The organism is Bariatricus sp. HCP28S3_F11 (assembly GCF_052065395.1).
In the GTDB taxonomy this organism is placed as follows: domain Bacteria; phylum Bacillota; class Clostridia; order Lachnospirales; family Lachnospiraceae; genus Allocoprococcus.
The window spans coordinates 88,251-110,687 of record NZ_JBQHUC010000003.1 but is presented as its reverse complement, the minus strand read 5'-3'; the positions used below and the strand labels follow the sequence as shown (position 1 = coordinate 110,687).

General features: G+C 46.8%; 15 protein-coding genes and 1 tRNA gene. 12 read left to right on the top strand and 4 right to left on the bottom strand.

Going from position 1 to position 22,437, the window contains the following annotated elements; translation table 11 throughout:
- Positions 1 to 84: 84 nt before the first annotated feature.
- Positions 85 to 2,145, top strand: a complete 2,061-nt coding sequence (gene recG / locus ACTNBR_RS02480; protein ID WP_441015713.1) for an ATP-dependent DNA helicase RecG — start codon at positions 85 to 87, stop codon at positions 2,143 to 2,145.
- Positions 2,146 to 2,436: 291 nt separating this feature from the next.
- Here recG and ACTNBR_RS02475 read toward each other — a convergent pair.
- The 3 genes from ACTNBR_RS02475 to ACTNBR_RS02465 form a co-directional block, all read right to left on the bottom strand.
- Positions 2,437 to 2,509, bottom strand: a tRNA-Thr gene (locus ACTNBR_RS02475).
- Positions 2,510 to 2,681: 172 nt separating this feature from the next.
- A complete protein-coding gene (locus tag ACTNBR_RS02470; protein ID WP_427805786.1) occupies positions 2,682 to 2,888 on the bottom strand; it encodes a small, acid-soluble spore protein, alpha/beta type in 207 nt (68 codons plus the stop codon).
- A gap of 252 nt (positions 2,889 to 3,140) precedes the next feature.
- Entirely contained in the window at positions 3,141 to 4,403 is a 1,263-nt protein-coding gene (locus ACTNBR_RS02465) for a peptidoglycan-binding protein (RefSeq protein ID WP_441015716.1), read from the bottom strand.
- A 120-nt stretch (positions 4,404 to 4,523) separates the two neighbouring features.
- On the opposite strand from ACTNBR_RS02465, the gene ACTNBR_RS02460 reads away from it, so the two are divergent.
- From ACTNBR_RS02460 to ACTNBR_RS02435, 6 genes are all read left to right on the top strand, one after another.
- A complete protein-coding gene (locus ACTNBR_RS02460) occupies positions 4,524 to 5,774 on the top strand; it encodes a transglutaminase domain-containing protein (RefSeq protein WP_441015719.1) in 1,251 nt (416 codons plus the stop codon).
- A gap of 14 nt (positions 5,775 to 5,788) precedes the next feature.
- Positions 5,789 to 6,907 carry an aldo/keto reductase gene (locus tag ACTNBR_RS02455; RefSeq protein ID WP_427805778.1) on the top strand — a complete coding sequence of 373 codons (1,119 nt, stop codon included), beginning with the start codon at positions 5,789 to 5,791 and terminating at the stop codon, positions 6,905 to 6,907.
- 178 nt (positions 6,908 to 7,085) lie between these two features.
- Entirely contained in the window at positions 7,086 to 8,156 is a 1,071-nt protein-coding gene (locus ACTNBR_RS02450; RefSeq protein ID WP_441015722.1) for a carbamoyl phosphate synthase small subunit, read from the top strand.
- A complete protein-coding gene (gene carB / locus ACTNBR_RS02445) occupies positions 8,156 to 11,356 on the top strand; it encodes a carbamoyl-phosphate synthase large subunit (protein ID WP_441015725.1) in 3,201 nt (1,066 codons plus the stop codon). The genes ACTNBR_RS02450 and carB overlap by 1 nt, the downstream gene beginning before the upstream one ends.
- Positions 11,357 to 11,373: 17 nt before the next feature.
- Positions 11,374 to 11,718, top strand: a complete 345-nt coding sequence (locus tag ACTNBR_RS02440) for a cupin domain-containing protein (protein WP_427805871.1) — start codon at positions 11,374 to 11,376, stop codon at positions 11,716 to 11,718.
- A 370-nt stretch (positions 11,719 to 12,088) separates the two neighbouring features.
- Positions 12,089 to 12,637, top strand: a complete 549-nt coding sequence (locus ACTNBR_RS02435) for a Uma2 family endonuclease (RefSeq protein WP_441015831.1) — start codon at positions 12,089 to 12,091, stop codon at positions 12,635 to 12,637.
- Between the two features lie 58 nt (positions 12,638 to 12,695).
- Here ACTNBR_RS02435 and ACTNBR_RS02430 read toward each other — a convergent pair whose 3' ends face one another.
- Positions 12,696 to 13,829 (bottom strand): pyridoxal phosphate-dependent aminotransferase, encoded by a 1,134-nt coding sequence (locus ACTNBR_RS02430; protein WP_441015728.1) that lies wholly within the window; start codon positions 13,827 to 13,829, stop codon positions 12,696 to 12,698.
- Between the two features lie 124 nt (positions 13,830 to 13,953).
- Between ACTNBR_RS02430 and ACTNBR_RS02425 the strand changes: the two genes are divergently transcribed.
- The 5 genes from ACTNBR_RS02425 to purB all read left to right on the top strand — a co-directional run bounded on the left by ACTNBR_RS02425 (position 13,954) and on the right by purB (position 22,347).
- Positions 13,954 to 17,238: a DUF5717 family protein gene (locus ACTNBR_RS02425; protein ID WP_427805774.1), complete on the top strand. Its 3,285-nt coding sequence runs from the start codon at positions 13,954 to 13,956 to the stop codon at positions 17,236 to 17,238.
- 66 nt (positions 17,239 to 17,304) lie between these two features.
- Positions 17,305 to 18,588 (top strand): DUF5716 family protein, encoded by a 1,284-nt coding sequence (locus ACTNBR_RS02420; RefSeq protein ID WP_427805773.1) that lies wholly within the window; start codon positions 17,305 to 17,307, stop codon positions 18,586 to 18,588.
- The gene (locus ACTNBR_RS02415; RefSeq protein WP_427805772.1) at positions 18,563 to 19,324 is read left to right on the top strand and encodes a hypothetical protein; all 762 of its coding nucleotides are present in this window, start codon (positions 18,563 to 18,565) and stop codon (positions 19,322 to 19,324) included. The genes ACTNBR_RS02420 and ACTNBR_RS02415 overlap by 26 nt, the downstream gene beginning before the upstream one ends.
- Positions 19,325 to 19,423: 99 nt before the next feature.
- The gene (purF, locus tag ACTNBR_RS02410; protein ID WP_427805771.1) at positions 19,424 to 20,854 is read left to right on the top strand and encodes an amidophosphoribosyltransferase; all 1,431 of its coding nucleotides are present in this window, start codon (positions 19,424 to 19,426) and stop codon (positions 20,852 to 20,854) included.
- Positions 20,855 to 20,913: 59 nt separating this feature from the next.
- A complete protein-coding gene (purB, locus tag ACTNBR_RS02405; protein ID WP_441015731.1) occupies positions 20,914 to 22,347 on the top strand; it encodes an adenylosuccinate lyase in 1,434 nt (477 codons plus the stop codon).
- Positions 22,348 to 22,437: the final 90 nt, after the last annotated feature.

Sequence of the window (22,437 nt, the reverse complement as noted above, 5' to 3'; positions counted from 1 at the left end):
ATAAAATATAGCGAAAATAGTAAGTTGGAATGGGAGTGTTGTGGAATACTCCCATTCTTTTGATGAGTAAAGGAATTATTGGAAATGAATGAGCAGTCGAGAATCAGTGAACTGAAAGGAATAGGAGAAAAGACGGAAAAGCTGTTCCAGAAAATGGGTGTATATACGGTCGGTGATCTGCTCCGGTATTATCCGCGCGGGTATGATGTGTACGAAGAGCCGGTCAGTGTCGGAGAACTGGAAGAAGGAAAGGTTCAGGCTGTCAAAGGCATCATTTACGGAAGAGTCCAGACGGGCGGCGGGAGAAATATGCAGGTGACGACAGCCTATGTGAAGGATCTGACCGGTACGCTGAAGGTGATCTGGTTCCGGATGCCGTTTCTGAAAAATACATTGAAAAGCGGTGCTCCGATTATCGTCAGGGGGCGCGTGATCGACAAGAAAGGCCAGCTTGTCATGGAGCATCCTGAGATTTTCAGTCCGCCGGAGAACTATGAGGTCAAACAGGGGACGATGCAGCCGATCTATCCGCTCACAGCCGGAATTACCAGCAATGCGGTTGCGAAAGCGGTGCGTCAGGCCCTGGATTATCTGGATCTGAGCCGCGATTTTCTCCCGAATGATGTGAGAATGCGGTATCATCTGGCTGAATATAATTATGCGCTGCACGGAATTCATTTTCCATTGGATAAACAGGAATTCTATCATGCACGGCAGAGACTGGTATTTGAAGAATTTCTTACGTTTATTCTTGCACTCAGGCAGACTCGCGAGAAGAGTGAACGCGCGGAAAATGGATTTGCCATCGAGAAGAAAGCACAGACGGATGCATTTCTTGCGGCGCTTCCCTATGAACTGACAGGGGCGCAGAAAAAAGTGTGGGAACAGATCGAAACAGAAATGACGGGCTCCTATGTGATGTCGCGCCTGATCCAGGGCGATGTGGGATCCGGGAAAACGATTGTCGCGGTGCTGGCGCTGATGCTCGCGGGACTGAACGGGATGCAGGGAGCCATGATGGCACCGACGGAGGTGCTTGCAAAACAGCATTACGAGTCGGTGACAGAATTGTTTGAAACCTATCATATCCCATTAAAAGCTGAACTGCTGACCGGCTCCATGACGGCAAAGGAGAAACGTCTCGCGTACGAGCGGATCGCAGGTGGTGAAGTACAGATCATTCTCGGAACGCACGCGCTGATTCAGGAAAAGGTGGTGTATCAGAATCTGGCGCTGGTGGTAACGGATGAACAGCACCGGTTCGGTGTCCGCCAGAGAGAGGCACTTGCCGGAAAAGGGAGAATTCCGCATATACTTGTCATGAGTGCCACGCCGATTCCGCGTACCCTTGCCATCATTCTGTACGGTGATCTGGACATCTCGGTCATCGACGAACTGCCCGCGAACCGCCTCCCGATCAAGAATTGCGTGGTGGATACCAGCTACCGTCAGACGGCCTATCAGTTTATGAAAAAGCAGGTTGCTGCGGGAAGACAATGCTACGTGATCTGTCCGATGGTGGAAGAGAGCGAGGCGATGGAAGCGGAGAATGTCATGGATTACGCTGCCATGCTGCAGGAAGAGATGGGAAATGGTATCTGTGTGGAGGCTTTGCACGGTAAAATGAAACAGACGATGAAGGATTCGATCATGGAACGGTTCAGCCGCAATGAGATCCAGATTCTGGTTTCCACGACGGTTATTGAAGTCGGAATCAATGTGCCGAACGCGACGGTCATGATGGTAGAAAATGCCGAGCGATTCGGACTGGCCCAGCTTCACCAGCTCCGCGGCCGCGTGGGACGAGGCGAACACCAGTCGTACTGCATCTTCATGAGCGGTTCCAGAACAAAAGAAACGAAAAAACGTCTGGAGATATTGAACAAATCCAACGATGGATTTTATATTGCGAATGAGGATTTGAAACTGCGCGGCCCCGGTGATCTATTCGGAATCCGGCAGAGCGGACTTATGGATTTTCGGATCGGCGATGTGTTCCAGGACGCAGATGTGCTGAAAATGGCCAATGATGCGGCGAATATGATTCTGGATGAAGATCCGGCAATGGAGATGGAGAAACATCGCAGGTTGAAAGAACATCTGGAAGAGTATTGTGCGAGCGCGGATCTGGAGGCAACTTTGTAATATATGGTTTTGGGGACTGTTCCCGGAGATTTTATCTTGAAAGAAGATAAGACTCCCACCTCTATAGGGGTGAGTTGTGACAAATATGTCTTGGTGGGGGTCCAATCTCCTTCCAAGATAAAGCCTCCGGCGGATTGCAGAGGTGCGCAGATGTATTGTGTCATGCAAAGCATGACGCGCACCTCGCAGCAAGTACGCCGAGGCGTACTTGAATTTGAGATAAAAAAAGAACTTCCCTTATGATAAGGGAAGCTCTAATTGGTAATACTGATAAGGATACTGGAAATATAAAGCTGGAAATCGGACTTGAACCGACGACCCCTTCATTACGAGTGAAGTGCTCTACCGACTGAGCTATTCCAGCAAATGTTCCTTCGCAGTAACAAAACTATTATAACAAATTCTGAATAAAATGCAATAGTTTTTTTGAAAAGATTGAAAGATTTGTCAACTACATCAGAAATATCCGCGTCTCCTTTTCCGGTAGAAAAAGAAGAGCGGATATTTTCCGGCTTTATTGCCTGACAGCCTTGGTGCTATTTACCTGCCATCTGTTTTTCCTGCTGTTCGATCATTTTCTTAACCATATATCCGCCGACAGAACCATTCTGTCTAGAAGTCAGGTCTCCGTTATATCCGTCGGATAACGGCACTCCCAGTTCGCTGGCAACCTCGTACTTGAATTTGTCAAGAGCGCCCTTGGCTTCCGGAACGGCTGCTCTGTTTGATGAACGACTTGTCATTTCAATTTCCTCCTTTTGTAATGTTTTTCATTTTCATTTTTAGCTGTAACTTCTTTTTAGATGTTACGATGATAGTATATGGAGAAAAGAAAGTCTTAAACTGGAAGTTGCTGTTAAAACTGGGTGATTGTGAGAAAGATTATTATTGTTAAATAATCAACATATTGTGGATATATCAGTGGCATATAGTATTGTGAATGATAAAATGTTTGTTCTTGCATAAGAAATGACAAGCAGGTGGCATTGGTGCAACTAGACCAGTTCGGCAATCCGGGACACACCGACGTAGATCTCTGATATTTTATACCAGGTCGGATAATCAACGGTGCCGGTCTGGGGCAGGCCGAAAACGGATTGGAATACGCGGACTGCTTCAGAAGTGGCAGGGCCGTAGATTCCGTCTGCGGCAATTTTCGGAATCGCCGGATAAGCATCCGAGATCACATTCAGCTGTTCCTGCATCTGGCGCACTTTCTCGCCGGATGATCCGATCCCCAGTGTGTATCCGGGCCAGGACGACGGTATTCCGGAGATCTCCTGAGCGGTATTGATATACATATTGTCGCCGTAATAATAGCGAAGGATCTCGAGTGGAGTGTAGCCCTGTTCTCCGAGAGCCATGCTTCCCCACTGAACCATCCAGTTCGGGCACTGCACCTGCCTTCCGTCACAGTACTGGGTCAGGATCGGCTGACGCACATTCGGGCGGGAGAGATAATTCCCGAAGAGTTCATCCACAATCACCGAGATCGTATCGTAAATGTTCCGCTCCGGAATCCATTTGTGATCGAAGGCGGTGGAAGAGGTGATCGTAAAATCATAGCCCTGATTCCGGTACCATTCCGTATAGACACGGTTCAGAGTGAAGGACATGATCGCGAGCACATTTGCACGGATCGTATTTTCCGGCCAGGTGGCATAGATTTCGCTGGATGCCACATTTTTGATGTAATCTTTATATTTCACATAGTAGTTTTTGGCAGTGGAATCTCTGGGAGAACCGTCGTGGACGACGATGAATTCCGGCACTACGACGCGGCTCAGGACGATTTCTCCGGTTTCATTGACCGGCTTGATCTCATCCTCGGGAATTTTGGGCGGGTAGACGCCGTAGAGTGTATGGGCCGGAATCACGAAGATCTCCGGCGGCTGTTCCGGCTCGATGGGCCGCATGCGTACATTCTGGAGCGCTGTGACATCCGCAAGGATCTCGGCACCGGAAATGCTGACCGGTTCGTATCCAGGGGCGGAAACGTTCAGGGTGTATTCGGAATAGGGTTGTTCCTCGATGGAAGGGTTCAGGCTGTATTCGAGAGGAGGGGATGCAAGTTCGATGGTATCCGTCTGACCGGACGAGTTGGTGGTCAGCTTCTCAATGGTATTTTCCGGGACACCGGAATAGGAGATTTGGATGGTGGCGTCTGCTATGGGACGTGCATTGATCTGGGAAGTGACCGACACCTGAAGCTTGCCGTGATAGGACGAATTCTCCTGCATTGTTTTGAGAAAATTCATATGGAAAACCTCACAAGGATGCTGTTATGAATAATATATTCCGATTCCCCGATATTGTGAAAAATTTCCGGTTATGATACAATTTGAAAGAAAGAAATCATTGTTGAATGGAGTCTGATTGTGGGAAGAAGAAATAGAAGAAAGAAAAAATCAGGATGTCTCGGAGCAGTCACTGTATTTCTCTGTTTTGCGGCTGGACTGATCTGTCTTAGTGCTGCGTATTTCCTGAGAAATCCGAATGCTTTTGAGGTGGTGGGATTTCTGAGCACGGAATCGGGAAAGGATGATGTTCCTCTGTTTGAAGAAGTGCGTGTCACGGAAGAGGAAATGGCGGACGGATTCTATTATGGACTGTTGGAGACAGAGGAAGAGAAGACGGTATATAAGGAAATCTATCAGGGACTGATGGAAGAAAAAGAACATATTTCGCTTCATGCATCAGGGGGAGAACTGGCAAATGCGATTTTCCTGCATGTGTTGAATGATCATCCGGAAATATTCTGGTGCGACGGGAATGCAGTGTCGACTTCGTATTCAGAGACGATTCTGCAGGAAGCCTATGTGGACTTTGCACCGAAATATTTGTGTACCGGCGAGGAGAAAGAGAGGAAAAAGCAGGAGATTGATGCTGCGGCCGGGGAATGTCTGGCGGCGATTCAGGAGACGGCATCCGACTATGAGAAAATTAAGTCGGTTTACGAATATCTGATCCAGACAGTGGAATATAATCTGGATGCACCGGATAATCAAAATATCTACAGTGCACTGGCGGGGAAGGAATCCGTCTGCGCCGGATATGCACGGAGTACGCAGTATCTTCTGAACCGGCTGGGAATCGTCTGCGCCTATGTCACGGGAACGACGACGGATGCGGACGGAAATACGGAGGATCATGCGTGGAACATGGTACGCTGTGAGGGGGAATGGTATTTCGTGGATACGACGTGGGGCGATCCTATGTTTCAACAGGAAGAGGAGCAGGTCGCTTCCAGAGCGATGACCTACGATTATCTTTGCTGTACGGAGGATATGATTTTACGAACGCATACCCTGAAAGAGGGATATGATTATCCCGAATGTGGGCCGGACCGGTGGAATTACTATCGCATGAACGGGATGTTTTATGAGAGCTATGAACGGGATACGCTGCTTGAAGCTATGTATGATTCGATCGATGCGGGTGAGGCGAGCGTTATCTTTAAATTCGTAAGTGATGCCGTGTATGAACAGGCACACGATGCGGTCACAGGAGAACTGGTTCAGGAAGGCGCTTCGTATCTTGGCAGGATGTATGGGCTCAGGGAAGTTCATTATTCTTATGTGGAGGAACCGCTTCTGGATAAACTTACAATCTATTGGAATTATTCATAAAGGAGGAACAAGAAATGTATTATAAGCAGTATGGAGACACGGATATGAAGGTTTCGGCAGTCGGGCTTGGAACCATGCGGTACGATGAGGAGGACGTAAAGGCGGGACGTCTGGAAAAATGTGCCGAGATTCCGCTCTACGCATTTGAGAAGGGAATCAATTACTGGGATACGGCACCTGCCTATTGTCATGATAAGAGTGAGATCATTACCGGAATCGCACTTTCCCAGGTGAAACGAAGCGACGTGTATGTGACTTCCAAGGTAAATCTCGGAACGTTGAACGAAGATGCAAGCCGGGATAATTTCCGGAGGAGACTGGAGACATCTTTAGACCGGCTGAAGACGGATTATATTGATTTCTATCATATGTGGTGCATGCTGAACCTGGAGTCCTGGGAGAAGCACATGGAACTTTTATACGGTTTCTTTGAAGAGGCGAAGTCAGAGGGACTGATCCGGAATATTGTATTTTCTTCCCATATGCAGGGAAATGATATCGAGAAAGTTGTGGAGACCGGGAAATTTAAGGGAATGCTGATCGGCTACAATGCGCTCAACTACCGGTTCCGCCAGAGCGGGATCAAAGCGGCTCATGAGAATGGAATGGGTGTGGTTGTCATGAATCCGCTCGGCGGCGGTCTGATTCCGCAGAATCCGGATGCTTTTTCCTATCTGACAAGGGGAACGGATCTGACGGTTCCACAGGCGGCGCTCCGGTTTGTGGCTTCCCACAAGGAGATCACGGTTGCGCTGGCAGGATGCACGACGAAGGAACATGTGGATGACGCTGTGAAGGCAGTCGAAAATCTGGAAGAACGTCCGGCAGAGGAAATCGCGGCCATGTATGAGGCAGAAGGTCTTTCTTTCAATAACCTGTGTACCGGCTGCAGTTACTGTAAGGGATGCCCGAAGGAAATTCCAATTCCGAAGATGATGGATGCATACAATCAGTACATACTGACCGGCAAGAAGGATGCAATTACATCCAGAATTGCATATCATTGGGATATTCCGAAAGCGAAAGCGGCAGAATGCATCGGATGCAGAAAATGTGAGAGACAGTGCACACAGCATCTTCCAATCGTTGAGCGGCTTGCCGAGATCGCAGCACTTCCGGACATTGAGGAATAAGGACATAAGAACGATAAGTCAGATGAAGAAGTAAATTAGTAGTTGAAATCTGGTCTCATATGTGTTAGAATTTTTACAATTTGAGAAAGTGGGCGCTCATGGTTGAGGAAAAGACTCCATGAGTGCCTTCTTTTAAGGATTGATGAAGTAAAATACTATGAAGGGATAAGGTGAACATATGAAAGCGTTTCTAATTTTAGAAGATGGAACTGTGTTCGAAGGAACGAGCATCGGGTCGACAAGAGACATGATTAGTGAGATAGTATTTAATACCTCAATGACAGGATATTTAGAGGTGCTTACAGACCCTTCTTACGCCGGACAGGCCGTTGTTATGACATATCCATTGATTGGAAATTATGGGATCACACCGGATATGGAATCGAAAAAAGCGTGGCCGGATGGTTATATCGTAAGAGAATTGTCAAGAATGCCAAGTAATTTCAGATGTGAAGGAACGATTCAGGATTTTCTGAAAGAACAGGATATTCCGGGAATTGCAGGAGTTGATACCAGAGCACTGACGAAGATTCTCCGTGAAAAGGGAACGATGAACGGCATGATCACTACCAATGAGAATTACGATCTGGAAGAGATCATTCCGAAGCTGCACGCGTACAAAGTAGGGGATGTCGTCTCCAAAGTGACCTGCAGTGAAAAATATGTAATTGAAGGAAACGGCCCGAAGGTTGCTCTCATGGACTTCGGGGCTAAGAATAATATCGCAAAGTCTTTAAATCAGCGTGGCTGTGAAGTGACGGTCTATCCGGCTCACACGACGGCTGCTGAGATCATTTCCAGCAATCCGGACGGAATTATGTTATCAAACGGACCGGGAGACCCGGCGGATTGCACCTCCATTATTGAAGAAGTTAAAAAATTATATAATTCCGATATTCCGATTTTCGCGATCTGTCTGGGACACCAGCTTATGGCGCTTGCTAATGGTGCGAAAACATACAAATTAAAGTACGGACACCGCGGAGGAAATCATCCGGTTAAGGATCTGGAGACGGGAAGAGTCTATATTTCGTCACAGAATCACGGATATGCAGTCGATGCGGACAGTCTGGATCCATCTGTGGCAGTTCCGGCATTTGAAAATGTCAATGACAAGACGAATGAAGGAATGGCATATATCGGTAAGAACATTTTCACGGTGCAGTTCCATCCGGAGGCCTGCCCGGGACCGCAGGATTCCGGCTATTTGTTTGACAGATTCATGAAGATGATGGGAGGAACAGAATAATGCCAAGAAATCAGGATATTAAGAAAGTATTAGTGATCGGTTCCGGTCCGATCATCATTGGACAGGCCGCGGAATTTGACTATGCGGGAACGCAGGCCTGCCGTTCTCTGAAAGAAGAGGGACTGGAGGTTGTCCTTCTGAATTCAAACCCGGCAACCATCATGACGGATAAAGACATTGCGGATCGTGTGTATATTGAACCGCTGACAACGGAAGTTGTAGAGCAGCTGATCCTGAAGGAACAGCCGGACAGCGTCCTGCCTACACTGGGCGGACAGGCCGGACTGAATCTTGCGATGGAGCTGGAAGAGGCAGGTTTCTTAAAAGAGCATAATGTCCGTCTGATCGGTACCACAGCAGAGACGATCAAAAAGGCGGAAGACCGTCTGGAATTCAAGGCAACTATGGAGAAGATCGGCGAGCCTGTGGCAGCTTCTCTTGTAGTGGAGAATGTGGACGACGGTGTTGCATTTGCGGCTAAGATCGGATATCCGGTCGTGCTCCGCCCGGCATACACCCTCGGCGGAAGCGGCGGCGGTATCGCACACAATGTGGTGGAACTGGAAGAGATCCTGGCGAACGGACTGAGACTTTCCCGTGTCGGACAGGTGCTTGTTGAGCGCTGCATCGCAGGATGGAAGGAAATCGAATATGAGGTAATGCGTGACAGCAAAGGCAACTGCATTACCGTATGTAATATGGAAAATATTGACCCGGTGGGTGTTCATACCGGAGACAGTATCGTCGTTGCTCCGTCCCAGACTCTGGGAGATAAAGAATACCAGATGCTCCGTACCTCTGCGCTGAACATCATCAGCGAGCTGAACATCACCGGCGGATGTAACGTGCAGTACGCGCTTCATCCGGAGACTTTTGAATACTGTGTAATCGAAGTAAATCCGCGTGTAAGCCGTTCTTCCGCGCTGGCTTCCAAGGCGACCGGTTATCCGATTGCGAAGGTTGCGGCCAAGATCGCGCTGGGATATACGCTGGATGAGATCAAAAATGCAGTTACGAAGAAGACTTACGCAAGTTTCGAGCCGATGCTGGATTACTGCGTAGTCAAGATGCCGAGACTTCCGTTTGATAAATTCATCAGTGCGAAGAGAACCCTTACCACACAGATGAAGGCGACCGGAGAGGTCATGAGTATCTGTGATAACTTTGAGGGAGCCCTGATGAAGGCAATCCGTTCTCTGGAACAGCATGTGGATAGTCTGATGTCTTATGATTTCACAGCACTTTCCAGAGAGGAGATCCTGGAAAAACTGGAGATCGTAGATGATCGTCGTATCTGGCTGATTGCAGAAGCAATCCGCAAGGGAATCAGCTACGATGAGATCCATAACATCACCAAGATCGACAAATGGTTTATCGACAAGATCGCGATCCTGGTAGAGATGGAACAGGCACTGAAGACACAGGAACTTACTCCGGAACTTTTAAAAGAAGCAAAACGAATCGAATTCCCGGACAATGTGATCGCGCGCCTGACCGGAAAGAGTGAGCGCCAGATCCATGACATGCGCCATGAAAACGGAATCGTTGCAGCCTATAAGATGGTCGATACCTGTGCGGCAGAATTCGCGGCAGAGACACCGTATTACTATTCCGTATACGGCAGTCAGAATGAAGTGGAAGAGACCAGCGGCAAGAAGAAAGTTCTGGTACTTGGTTCCGGACCGATCCGAATCGGACAGGGAATCGAATTTGACTTCTGTTCTGTACATTGTACCTGGGCATTTGCAAAAGAAGGTTATGAGACGATCATTGTAAATAACAATCCGGAGACGGTAAGTACCGACTTCGATATCGCAGATAAATTGTATTTTGAACCGCTCACACCGGAAGATGTGGAGAGTATTGTGGATCTGGAAAAACCGGACGGAGCCGTGGTGCAGTTCGGTGGCCAGACGGCGATCAAACTGACCGAATCCCTGATGAAGATGGGAGTCCCGATCCTCGGAACCGCTGCGGAAGATGTAGACGCCGCGGAAGACAGAGAACTCTTTGACGAGATCCTGGCACAGTGCAACATCCCGCGCCCGAAGGGAGACACAGTATTTACCGCAGAGGAAGCAAAAGAGGTTGCAAATCGTCTCGGTTATCCGGTATTGGTTCGTCCTTCCTACGTGCTTGGCGGACAGGGAATGCAGATTGCAATCAACGATCACGATATCGACGAATTCATCGGTATCATCAACCGGATCGCGCAGGATCACCCGATCCTGGTAGATAAATATCTCCAGGGAAAAGAGATCGAGGTCGATGCGGTCTGCGACGGCGAGGATATCCTGATTCCGGGAATCATGGAACATATTGAACGTGCAGGAATCCATTCCGGCGACAGTATTTCGGTTTACCCGGCACAGAGCATTTCCGAAGTGACAAAACGCAAAATTGAAGAATATACAAAACGACTTGCCAAAGCGCTGCATGTGATCGGTATGATCAACATTCAGTTCATCGTATGCGGCGAAGAAGTCTATGTTATTGAGGTCAATCCTCGTTCCAGCCGTACGGTGCCGTATATCAGTAAGGTGACGGGTATTCCGATCGTACCGCTTGCAACCCAGGTGATCATCGGACACAAGCTCAAAGAACTCGGCTATACTCCGGGGCTTCAGAAAGAAGCGGACTATATCGCGATCAAGATGCCGGTATTCTCCTTTGAGAAGATCCGCGGCGCGGACATCAGCCTCGGACCGGAAATGAAGTCCACCGGTGAGTGTCTTGGTATTGCAAAGACATTTAATGAAGCACTTTATAAAGCATTCCTCGGTGCAGGTGTCAACCTTCCGAAATATAAGAATATGATCATGACAGTACGTGATGATGATAAACCGGAGGCAGTGGAGATCGGACGCAGATTCCGTGCACTGGGCTACCGCATTTTCGCAACAAGAGGAACCGCAGATTATCTGAATGAGCATGGCGTCAAGGCAATCGCAATCAAGAAAATCGAGCAGGAATCTCCGAACCTGATGGATCTGATCCTGGGACATCAGATCGATCTGGTTATTGATACACCTCCGCAGGGAGCAGATCGCTCCAGAGACGGATTCCTGATCCGTAGAAATGCGATCGAGACCGGTGTCAACGTCCTTACCGCGATGGATACCGCAAACGCGCTTGTAACCAGTTTGGAAAATACCGATATCCGGCAACTTATGTTGATCGATATCGCGAAGATTAAATAAAAGTGCAGGTGAGAATGATGACAAAAGCAAATGAAAGAGAGACGCTCAAAATTGAAAACATGTCCGGAGGAGCAGGCTATATCCTGAAAGAAGTGCTGCTTGGCAAAGAAGAAATGGGAGAGTACTGCAAGCTGTTCGGACAGGTGACTCTCAAACCGGGATGCGAAATCGGATACCATGAGCATCACGGAGAGACAGAGACTTACTATATCGTAAAGGGATCCGGAGTCTATACAGATAATGGGGAAAAATACCCGGTGGAGACAGGGGACGTAACCTTCTGCAAAGATGGAAGCGGACATGGGCTGCTGAATACCGGTGATGAAGATATGGTGATTATTGCATTGATTTTGTTTGTTTAAATCGGACGGCCCCGGAGGAGACACAGGGATTTCTCACTCCGGAGAACGGACAAAATTCGGCAGGCTGTTCGCCCTTTTGGGCGGACAGTCTGCCTTTTTTGTTCGTTCTAGTCGCAATACAATCCCTGTGTCTCCTCCGGGGCCTGGGGATTTAAGACGGGAATGCGTAGAGGTGATGACGGGAGGGAGTCGACTAAGGTATAGTGGTTGGGAAAAATGATTTGGCGCCTCTGGGGAGGCACGAATCATTTTGGGGAGGGAATTTTTGTGAGGTAATGGTGTGGGAGATTGGTGCGAAAATGGTGTTGTGAGGTTTGTGGTTTTTTGGTAGAATATGAATGGAAGTATTGATATTGGAAAGGGTGATTTTATGGCTTTGCTTAGGGAGCAAGTGTATACGATAGATGATATTTATGCTCTGCCGGAGGGGGAGAGGGCGGAATTGATTGGGGGGCGTATTTTTTATATGGCACCTCCGGGAAGGATGCATCAGAAGATTGTTTTTGCGATTGGGAGGAAGATTGCGGATTATATTGATTGTCATGGGGGAAAGTGTGAGGTGGATCTTGCACCTTTTGCTGTTTTTTTAGATGACGATAACAGTACGTATGTGGAACCGGATATTTCGGTGGTGTGTGATTTGAAGAAATTGGATGAAAAGGGATGTCATGGTGCACCGGATTGGATTGTTGAAGTGGTGTCTCCTGGGAGTAAGAGAATGGATTATTATACGAAATTATCGTTGTATAAGGAATCCGGAGTGCGGGATTATTGGATTGTAGATCCGATGAAGATGATTGTTGTTGTATATTATCTTGATCAGGATGAAGCACCGGTGTTATATGGATTTGAGGATAAGATCAAAGCGAACATTTATGAGGACTTTGAGATTGATTTTAATGATTTGGATATCGAGTAAGGACAGGCTGTCGCATGCGGCAGCCTGTTCTATTGGCAAGCATATTCTTGTTAAGTTTTCATTTTAAAGTAAGTGTATAGTTGTTAAGTGCATCCAGGAGTCGGATGTTATCCTGGGGAGACATGATGCAGAAGCGGATGTATTCGCCTTTGAGCTGTTCGAAGGTGGAACAGTCGCGTATCATGAGGCCCTGGCGGATGAGGTGATCGAAGGCTTCCTGGGAGGTGAGGCCGGGGGTGAGCAGGCGGACCAGGATGAAATTGGCGTAGGCCGGGTAGGTTTTCAGGTGGCTGTTGCCTGCCAATGTTTCCAGCATGCGGGCGCGCTCACTAAGGATCAGGGAGCGGGTTCTGGAAATATAGGATTCGTCGGTGAGCATGAGCCTGCCGGCGAGTGCGCCGATGCTGCTAAGGCTCCATGGGTTCTGCATCTGGATCAGGGATGAGAGAAAATCGTGGTTGCTTGTGGCACCGTAGCCCAGGCGCAGTCCGGGGGCTGCAAAGAATTTGGAGACGCCGCGCAGAACCATTAGTTCGGGATAGTCCGGGACGAGCTGCATGGCGGTGATCTCACTGATGTCGGGAGCAAATTCGACATAGGTTTCATCGATCATGAGAAAGCTTCCGGCACTGCGGCAAGTTTCCAGTATGGTGCGAATCTCTTCCTTGCTGAGGGCGGAGGAGGTCGGATTATTCGGGTTGCAGATGATGACAAGATCGTAGTCATTTTCCCGGATCGTACGGCAAAAATCCGGAATATCCAGATGGAAATCCAGTTCTTCTTTTAAATTATAATAGGAAAGAGTGCTTTCTGTAAGGGTAAGCTCCCGGCTGTATTCGGAATAGGTAGGGCCGAGAAGCAGCGCTTTTTTGGGGCGTCTAGTCTGAATGAGAAGTGAAATGAGTTCCGTGGAGCCATTTCCGACGATGATATGTTCCGGAGATGGAGTTTTGGCATCACAGGAACCGTGTGTGCCAAGATATTGGCTGATCGCAGTCTTTAGTTCGGTGTAATTCCGGTCAGGGTATGAGGACAGGACATCCAGATTCGCGGCGAGCTGTTTTTTTACGTAGGAAGAAAGTCCGAGTGGGTTGACATTTGCTCCAAAGCTTACGATCTGCTCTTTTGGTATGTGGTAATAGGCCTCGACCGCTTCCAGATCGCTGCCGTGAAATTGTGGTTTTGTATTCATAATATAGTTCTCCTTTTCTGAAGTACGTTTTTTCAGATTTGCGTTGCCTGATAAGTCGAATAATGTTATAATTCATTATAATGCCTTTTTGAAAAAATGCAATGCAAGAAGTAGGTGGCTTAGCATGAAGAATAAAATTAAACGATTTTCCAAGGGAGATTTTGGCATGGCCAGACCGGATATTGTACTTCCGGAGACGAATCTCGTACTGACAATTGGAGAAGGTGAAGTGTATCGCGGATGCTTTACCCTGAAGAACAGGAAAGAAGGAGATATTAGAGGACTTGTATATCCTTCTTCTTTTCGTGTACATCTTGATGAACAGGGATTTGAGGGGAATCCGGTAGAAATCTGGTTCACATATGACGGGAAGGGACTGAAGCCGGGACATGTAGAATCAGGGAAATTTACGATCGTGTGCAGTGGAGGAGAATTTGAAGTAACATACACTGTGATTATAGAGAAACCATATATCATGACTTCTTATGGAAAGGTGCAGAATACCCGTGATTTTAAGAAACTGGCACTTCAGGATTTTACAGAGGCTCAGAGACTGTTCCGTTCCAGAGATTTCTATGAAGTGATTAAGTATGAAGAGCCGCGGATCCGCGCCCTTTATGATAATATGCGAAAATGGTCGCTGGGCGAACAGGCAATGGAAGAGTTTCTGGTGGGAATCAAGCAGAAAGAGTGCATTTTCCTGACAATGGGAAGGACTCAGAGAACGTTCCGTAACCTGAAGGAAGCGACGAAAGAGATCATTCATTTTACAAAGAATACCTGGGGATATATGCCGGTGAGAGTCCATGTGGACGGGAAGTTTATCCAGATTGCAAGAGACAATTTTTCGACAGATGATTTTGTCGGAAATCTGTATGATTTCAGCTATATCATCCATCCGGAGAAGACCCATGCCGGGAACAATTACGGAAAGATCGTGTTTGAGAGTCCGTATGAATCACTGACCTATGAGATCATGGTGGCGGATCACAAGGATCATGCGGAAGACCACAGAGATGCGGATATGATCTTTGCAGAGGTGATGAAGGAGTTTCTCGCCAGCATGTCGGGAAGAATTCCGGTAAAAGAATGGGCGGAACATACGAGAGAGAAGCTCTCGAAGCTGGATATCTACACGGGCGAAGGCGATGTGTATCCGCTGATCGATGCACATATGCATCTGCTCTGCGGAGAGGTCAGCGAGGCAAATGATATTCTGGACGACTATAATTACAGTCGTTTCGGGATTGGAAAGGATGCAATCGTTTCTGCATATTACCTGTATCTTACAGCCTTGATCCGCAAGACAGGAAGCCATGTAAATCGAGTGGTGGAAGAACTGAATAAAGCATATATGAAGCGGCCTAGATCATGGCAGCTTGTCTGTATGCTGGTCGAGATCGATCCGGAATATAAGAATTACAGCAAGAGACTCCACGTTCTGGAACGACACTACTATAACGGAGCGAATCAGATCATCCTTTACTGGCAGGCATACCGCTGTTTCCTGGAACATCCGACTTCACTGAAGAAGCTCGGCTCTTTTGAGGTGCAGATCCTGAATTTCGCTGTGAAATATAAATTACTCACCAAGGACATTGCGCTTTATATGGCAAATCTTGCGACGCAGCAGAGAAATTACGACAAGAATCTGGATCGGGTCCTTCGAAAAGTGTATGCGATGTATCCGGATACCATGATTCTCACTGCAATTTGTACATTGCTCATCCGCGGAAACAGAACGACTCCGGATTGCTTTGAATGGTATGAAAAAGCAGTCGAAGCCGATCTTAAGATTGCGCAGCTGTATGAGTACTATATGATGACGATCGACGATGATCATCTCAAAAAAGAATTTCCGAAATCGGTATATCTGTATTTTATGCATGGAAATAATCTGAATTATAAAAAAGCGGCGGTACTGTATGCGAATATGATTTCCTATCAGGATGAGACAGGACCGTTGTATGCAGCGTATCGTGAACAGATGGAGCGTTTTGCGTGGGAGCAGCTGGAACAGCGGAGAATCAATGAGGCGCTGCGGATCATTTACAAACGCTGCTGCACCGAGCGTGATATGACACCGGAACGGATGAAGGCGATGTACGATATCTGTCATGCTTACGAAGTAAAAACGCCTATGAAGAATATGGCGTATATCCTGGTTCTGGAACCGGATGGGACGATTGGACAGAGAGTGGCCTATAATCCTGCCGGAACGATCGTTTACTTATACAGTAAAGACTCTCGGATCGTGTGGGAGTCCAAGGAAGGAAGGCATTATGTGGATTCGATTCCCTATGATACAATCCGGCTGTTTTATGAAAGCCGTTATATGGAAATTTTCCGCAAATACCAGCTTGAAAACGGCGATGGTGGATACAAGAGAGAACAGGAAGAATTAAACTGGAAGAGTATCCGTGAATATGGAATAGATGCGTTTGAGGAAGCGGATATTTTCCGCCTCTGCAGTATGCGGATCCGGGAAGAAGGATATGAGGAAGACGATTTCCTGAGTTATGTATGCTTTGAACTCTTTAAACGAGATCAGTATGATAAAGTGACACTGACGTATCTTGCCGAATACTATTGCGGCGCTACGGAAGATATGAAGAAATTGTGGCATAAGGCGAGAGATTACGATATTACCACTTATAAACTGTCAGAGCGTATCATCACGCAGATGCTTTTCTCTGAAATGATGTTCGGAGAAGAAGAAATTTTTGCGGATTATTATGAGGGCCGCACCTATTTCCGCCTGAAACAGGCATATCTGGCCTATGTATCGCGCGAGTATGTGGTATGCGGGCGTCAGGTAAAAGGATGCGTTTTTACAATTATTGCAAATGAATACCGGAAGGAAGAGGAACTGGCCGACATCTGTAAGATTGCTCTTCTGAAATACTATTCCAGCCGGGAAGTGCACAAGGAACTGGAGCCGATGCTGAGAGAGTTTCTGAGAGAAATGTGTGAAAAGCAGGTTTTCTTTTCATTCTATTTGAACTATCCCGAAACCTGGCTGAGAGAAGTACAGCTTTATGACAAGACGATGATCGAATATCATGCGAAACCGGGCAGCAAAGTGACGGTATCTTATCAGATCAGGAAAGATGGCAACGACAGTCTGAATTATCAGCAGGAAGCATTAACGCCTGCATATGAAGATACTTATATTAAGACCTGGATTCTCTTTGGAGACGAATCGCTCCGGTATTATTTTACTGAAACCGGAAATGGAGAAGTTACGGTAACGGAGAAACATGTCTATGAACCAAAGCAGGTGAAGCCGATCGGCCGTTACGGAAGGCTGAATGATATGGTCGGATTGAAAGAAGACGCATTGCAGATCGCCATGACCGAATATGCTGCGGAACTGGCGCTGGCGGAAGACATTTTCGTCGCTTATTAAATGAAATTACGGAGTTAAGGTCTTTTGCCCCACGATGCTTACGGATAATTTAAGGAGGAATACTTCATGTCACATGGAAGTATCATAGGATACGATATTAATTCGAAGATTTGCCAGATCAGTTTTCTGAATGAAGAAACGCAGGAACCGGATACACTGGATACCGGGTCGGAGAATCATCAGATCCCGCTGGCAATGACATATTATAAAGAAGTGTGGACATATGGAAAAAATGCGAAAAGAATGGGCAGTGTACGCGGGAGTGTGCAGGTTACCGATATCTGGGAGAAAGCACTGAAAAAGGAACGGCTTCAGATTGCGGGAGAAGAGTTTGAAGCGGTATGGCTTCTGGCAGAATTTATACGGCAGACGCTGCAGTCTTTTGAAAAGATAGAAAGTATCACTTTTACTGTACCGGAGATGAGCGAGGATATTCGTTATTTAATGAAAGGAATCGGGCAGAAACTGGGTGTTATGAAGGAAAATATTTACGTTCAGGATTATAAAGAAAGTTTCTGCCATTATATGTTTAACCAGCCCAAGGAACTATGGCAGTATGAATCGGCACTTTTCTATTGTGATCAGGATGTGATACGTGCTTTTATGCTTCGGGAGCTGAAGACCGGTTACCGGAAAGGAAAGGAAAGCTTTGTGACGGTCGATAAAGTGGCAGAAGCGCAGATGGAAGAGCTGGAATCCGTGTATCCGGTTTTAAATGTGGATAAGGCGAAAGCAGCAGATGAACATTTCAAAAGCTTTATTCAAAGCGTGTTTGATAAGAAAGTGGTTTCCTCCGTCTTCCTGACCGGTGACGGGTTTGAGAATAACTGGTATCCGAATTCGCTGAGAGTTCTCTGCAACGGACGAAGAGCCTTTATGGGAAACAATCTCTACAGCAAAGGTGCATGCTATACGGCGATGCAGCGCAGTATGGATCTGATCGACGGACCGGTCTACCTGGATGAGACGAAGATGACGGAACAGATCTGTCTGAAAATGCGCAGCCGGGGAGAAGAAGGGTGGTATCCACTGGTTGCGTGGGGATCACACTGGTATGAATCGGACCGGCAGTGTGAGGTGCTGTTGGAGGATAATCAGGATATCGAGATTCATATCGAATCTCTGGTAACGGGAAAGCTCCGTGTGGAGACGGTTTCACTGGAAGGGCTTCCGGAACGTAAGAATTATGCCTTGCGGCTTCGGATACGCACGATGTTCACCGATGAACGGACCTGCCACATAACATTTGAGGATGTGGGATTCGGAGAATTCTTCCCGCCGACGGGATTTTTTACGGAAAAAGTGATTGAATTAGGAGGAAGCAATGGGCAGTTTAATTCTTTGTCATAAAAAACGCGCGAAGCATCCATATGAAATAACCCGTATCCACAAGCGGATTTATACAATTGAAGAGCTGTGCTATTACCTCTGTAATAACCTGTATCTGATTGATTATACGATTATCAACGAACAGCTTTGCCGCTGGATCCGGGATGAACTGGAATTGGTTTCGTTGGCGGAGTCTTTGATGGAAATGTTGAAAAATCATGTTTCTGTGGAGCAGTTTGTACTGTATGTCCTGAACGATGCCAAGATATATACTCAGGGAGAACTGGCTCATATTCAGAATGTGCTCGAAAAGTTGAAAAACCAGAAAGAAGTGGAACGCCAGAAATACAAGGCTGACACACTTATGGAAAGTGGAGAGTTGGAGTCCGCGATTCTTGTCTATATGTCGATCGTGAACAGTGAGCGGGATGACAGCGTGGACAAACGTTTTTATGGAAGAGTATATGCCTGTCTTGCGAGTGCATATGGAAGAGCGTTTCTTTACGAGGAATCCGCCAGGATGTACGAGAAGGCATATAAGATATGTGAAGACAGCCGGATGCTGGAAGGATATGTCTATGCCTGCTACCGGTATATGCCGGTGGACGAGTATCAGAAAATGATCTCAGGAAACCAGATTTTCCTTGAAGTGGATAATAAACTTGCAGAAAAAATTGCCAGGGAAAAGGGAAAAATTTCGTTAAAGGCATCGCCGGAGCTTCTGGAAGAGTGGAAGAGAGAATACAGAAGAGGGTAAAAAAGATTGATTTTCTATATTCGGTGTATTATACTCTCTTTGTAATAAGAATTAATATGAAAAATTGACTACATTCAATTGAACAGGAGAGACAGACCAATGAGCAGACTTGAAAGAGTTGAGACAGGATTAGGCGAAGAGTGCGGTGTGTTTGGAGCTTACGATATGGATGGTGGAGATGTCGCGCCGTCGGTGTATTATGGGCTATTTGCTTTGCAGCACCGTGGACAGGAGAGCTGCGGTATTGCAGTGACCGATACGTATGGAAAGCGGAAAGTGCTCTTCAAAAAAGGGCTTGGGTTGGTCAATGAGGTTTTTGATGAAGAATGCCTGGAAGGCCTGAAGGGGAATCTTGGGGTAGGCCATGTAAGGTATTCTACGGCAGGCGGTACAAGAGCTGAGAATGCGCAGCCGCTTGTCATTAATTATGTGAAAGGAACTCTTGCAATCGCGCATAACGGGAATCTGACGAATGCGGTGGAACTCCGGCATGAACTGGAATATACGGGAGCTATTTTTCAGACAACGATCGATTCCGAAGTGATCGCATATCATATTGCAAGAGAACGTCTGAAGACACCGAATGCCGAGATGGCGGTGAAGAATGCCATGGGGAAGATTAAAGGTGCGTATGCGCTGGTGGTCTCCAGTCCCCGTAAGATGATCGGGGCAAGAGATCCGTTCGGATTCAAACCGCTTTGTATCGGAAAACGTGATAATACGTGGTTCCTTGCTTCAGAAAGCTGTGCACTGGCTGCTGTGGGGGCAGAGTTTGTGCGCGATGTAGAGCCGGGAGAAATCGTGAGCTTTACGAAAAATGGAGTTACTTCGGATAAGAGTATGGCGATCGCACCGGAGAAACAGGCGAGATGTATTTTTGAATACATCTATTTTGCAAGAATGGACAGCACGATCGATAATGTCAACGTTTACCATTCCCGTATCATTGCCGGGAAAGCGCTGGCTGAATCGTATCCGGTTGAGGCGGATCTTGTGGTAGGTGTTCCGGATTCGGGACTTGTTGCTGCAAAGGGGTATTCCGAACAGTCGGGAATTCCCTACGGAATGGCATTCCATAAAAACAGCTATGTGGGCAGAACGTTCATTAAACCGAAGCAGAGTCAGAGAGAATCCAGCGTTAAGATCAAGCTGAATGTAATTGAAGAAGTGGTGCGCGGAAAGCGGATCGTTATGGTGGATGATTCCATCGTGCGTGGGACAACCTGCGCAAATATTATCAAAATGCTGAAAAAAGCCGGCGCAAAGGAAGTACATGTGAGGATCAGTTCTCCGCCGTTTTTGTATCCGTGCTATTTTGGAACCGATGTGCCTTCGAATGAACAGCTGATCGCACATTCGCATACAACCGAGCAGATTCGTGAAATGATTGGGGCCGATTCACTTGGTTATATGGAAATTGCGAAATTGAAAGATATGGTAGGCGATCTGTCATACTGTGATGCCTGCTTTACCGGCAGCTATCCGATGGAAGTGCCGGGAAAAGATGTTTCACATGCGTTTGAAGAATAATTGATTTATTCCCGAATGCATTCAAATATGAAAAGTATATGATAAGAGAGGAAGAAACTATGGGATACGACAGATATCAAAGTCCGCTTTCCGAGCGGTATGCAAGTAAGGAGATGCAGTATATTTTTTCTCCGGATATGAAGTTCAGAACCTGGAGAAAGCTGTGGATCGCTCTGGCTGAGACAGAAAAAGAACTGGGACTTAATATTACGGACGAACAGATTGAAGAGCTGAAGAGCCACGCGGATGACATTAATTACGAAGTGGCCAAGGAAAGAGAAAAAATCGTGCGCCATGACGTTATGTCACATGTGTATGCATATGGACAGCAATGCCCGAAAGCAAAAGGAATCATTCATCTTGGAGCTACTTCCTGCTATGTCGGCGATAATACCGATATCATCATTATGTCAGAAGCTTTGAAGCTTGTGAAAAAGAAACTGGTAAATGTAATTGACGAGCTCTCCAGATTTGCGGATCAGTATAAGAGTCTGCCGACACTTGCATTTACTCATTTTCAGCCGGCGCAGCCGACCACGGTGGGAAAGAGAGCAACACTCTGGATGCAGGAATTCACCATGGATCTTGCTGATCTTGACTATGTTCTCGGAAGCCTGAAGCTTCTCGGATCAAAAGGAACGACCGGAACCCAGGCAAGTTTTCTGGAGCTGTTCGAGGGAGATCAGGAGAAGATCGATAAGATTGATCCGATGATCGCCCAGAAGATGGGATTCGAGGCATGCTATCCCGTATCCGGACAGACTTATTCCCGTAAAGTTGATACCCGGGTAATGAATGTCCTTGCCGGAATCGCAGCAAGTGCACATAAATTCTCCAATGACATCCGTCTCCTTCAGCATTTGAAAGAGGTAGAAGAGCCGTTTGAGAAGACACAGATCGGTTCTTCCGCAATGGCATACAAGAGAAATCCGATGAGAAGTGAACGAATCGCATCTTTGTCAAGATATGTGATGGTTGATGCACTGAATCCTGCGATTACTTCTGCCACACAATGGTTTGAAAGAACACTGGATGATTCTGCAAATAAACGTCTCAGCGTTCCGGAAGGCTTCCTTGCGATCGACGGTATTCTGGATCTTTGCCTGAATGTTGTGGATGGACTGGTTGTATATCCGAAAGTTATTGAAAAACGTCTGATGTCTGAGCTCCCGTTTATGGCTACAGAGAATATCATGATGGATGCAGTAAAAGCCGGTGGAGACCGTCAGGAACTTCATGAAAGAATCCGTGAGCTTTCTATGGAAGCAGGGCGTAATGTGAAAGAAAAAGGACTGGACAACAATCTTTTGGAACTGATTGCGCAGGACGATGCGTTCAACCTGAGCCTTGAAGATCTTCAGAAGACCATGGATCCTTCTAAATATGTAGGACGTTCTCCTGAACAGGTGGATGCATTCCTGAAAAATGTAATTGCGCCTATTCTGGAAGAGAATAAAGAACTTCTTGGAGTCAAAGCCGAAATCAATGTATAGTGGTCAGATTGTTAAAAATTTGGATATATTGACGAAAATTAAGAAATAGAAAAAATCTATAATAAAATCGTAATGTGCCAAACCGCCCAT

Bases quoted from the DNA above. Each gene is read 5' to 3' on its own strand.
- recG (WP_441015713.1), top strand. From the start codon at position 85: ATGAATGAGCAGTCGAGAATCAGTGAACTGAAAGGAATAGGAGAAAAG.
- ACTNBR_RS02470 (WP_427805786.1), bottom strand. From the start codon at position 2,888: ATGACAAGTCGTTCATCAAACAGAGCAGCCGTTCCGGAAGCCAAGGGC.
- ACTNBR_RS02465 (WP_441015716.1), bottom strand. From the start codon at position 4,403: ATGAATTTTCTCAAAACAATGCAGGAGAATTCGTCCTATCACGGCAAG.
- ACTNBR_RS02455 (WP_427805778.1), top strand. From the start codon at position 5,789: ATGTATTATAAGCAGTATGGAGACACGGATATGAAGGTTTCGGCAGTC.
- ACTNBR_RS02450 (WP_441015722.1), top strand. From the start codon at position 7,086: ATGAAAGCGTTTCTAATTTTAGAAGATGGAACTGTGTTCGAAGGAACG.
- carB (WP_441015725.1), top strand. From the start codon at position 8,156: ATGCCAAGAAATCAGGATATTAAGAAAGTATTAGTGATCGGTTCCGGT.
- ACTNBR_RS02440 (WP_427805871.1), top strand. From the start codon at position 11,374: ATGACAAAAGCAAATGAAAGAGAGACGCTCAAAATTGAAAACATGTCC.
- ACTNBR_RS02435 (WP_441015831.1), top strand. From the start codon at position 12,089: ATGGCTTTGCTTAGGGAGCAAGTGTATACGATAGATGATATTTATGCT.
- ACTNBR_RS02430 (WP_441015728.1), bottom strand. From the start codon at position 13,829: ATGAATACAAAACCACAATTTCACGGCAGCGATCTGGAAGCGGTCGAG.
- ACTNBR_RS02425 (WP_427805774.1), top strand. From the start codon at position 13,954: ATGAAGAATAAAATTAAACGATTTTCCAAGGGAGATTTTGGCATGGCC.
- ACTNBR_RS02420 (WP_427805773.1), top strand. From the start codon at position 17,305: ATGTCACATGGAAGTATCATAGGATACGATATTAATTCGAAGATTTGC.
- ACTNBR_RS02415 (WP_427805772.1), top strand. From the start codon at position 18,563: ATGGGCAGTTTAATTCTTTGTCATAAAAAACGCGCGAAGCATCCATAT.
- purF (WP_427805771.1), top strand. From the start codon at position 19,424: ATGAGCAGACTTGAAAGAGTTGAGACAGGATTAGGCGAAGAGTGCGGT.
- purB (WP_441015731.1), top strand. From the start codon at position 20,914: ATGGGATACGACAGATATCAAAGTCCGCTTTCCGAGCGGTATGCAAGT.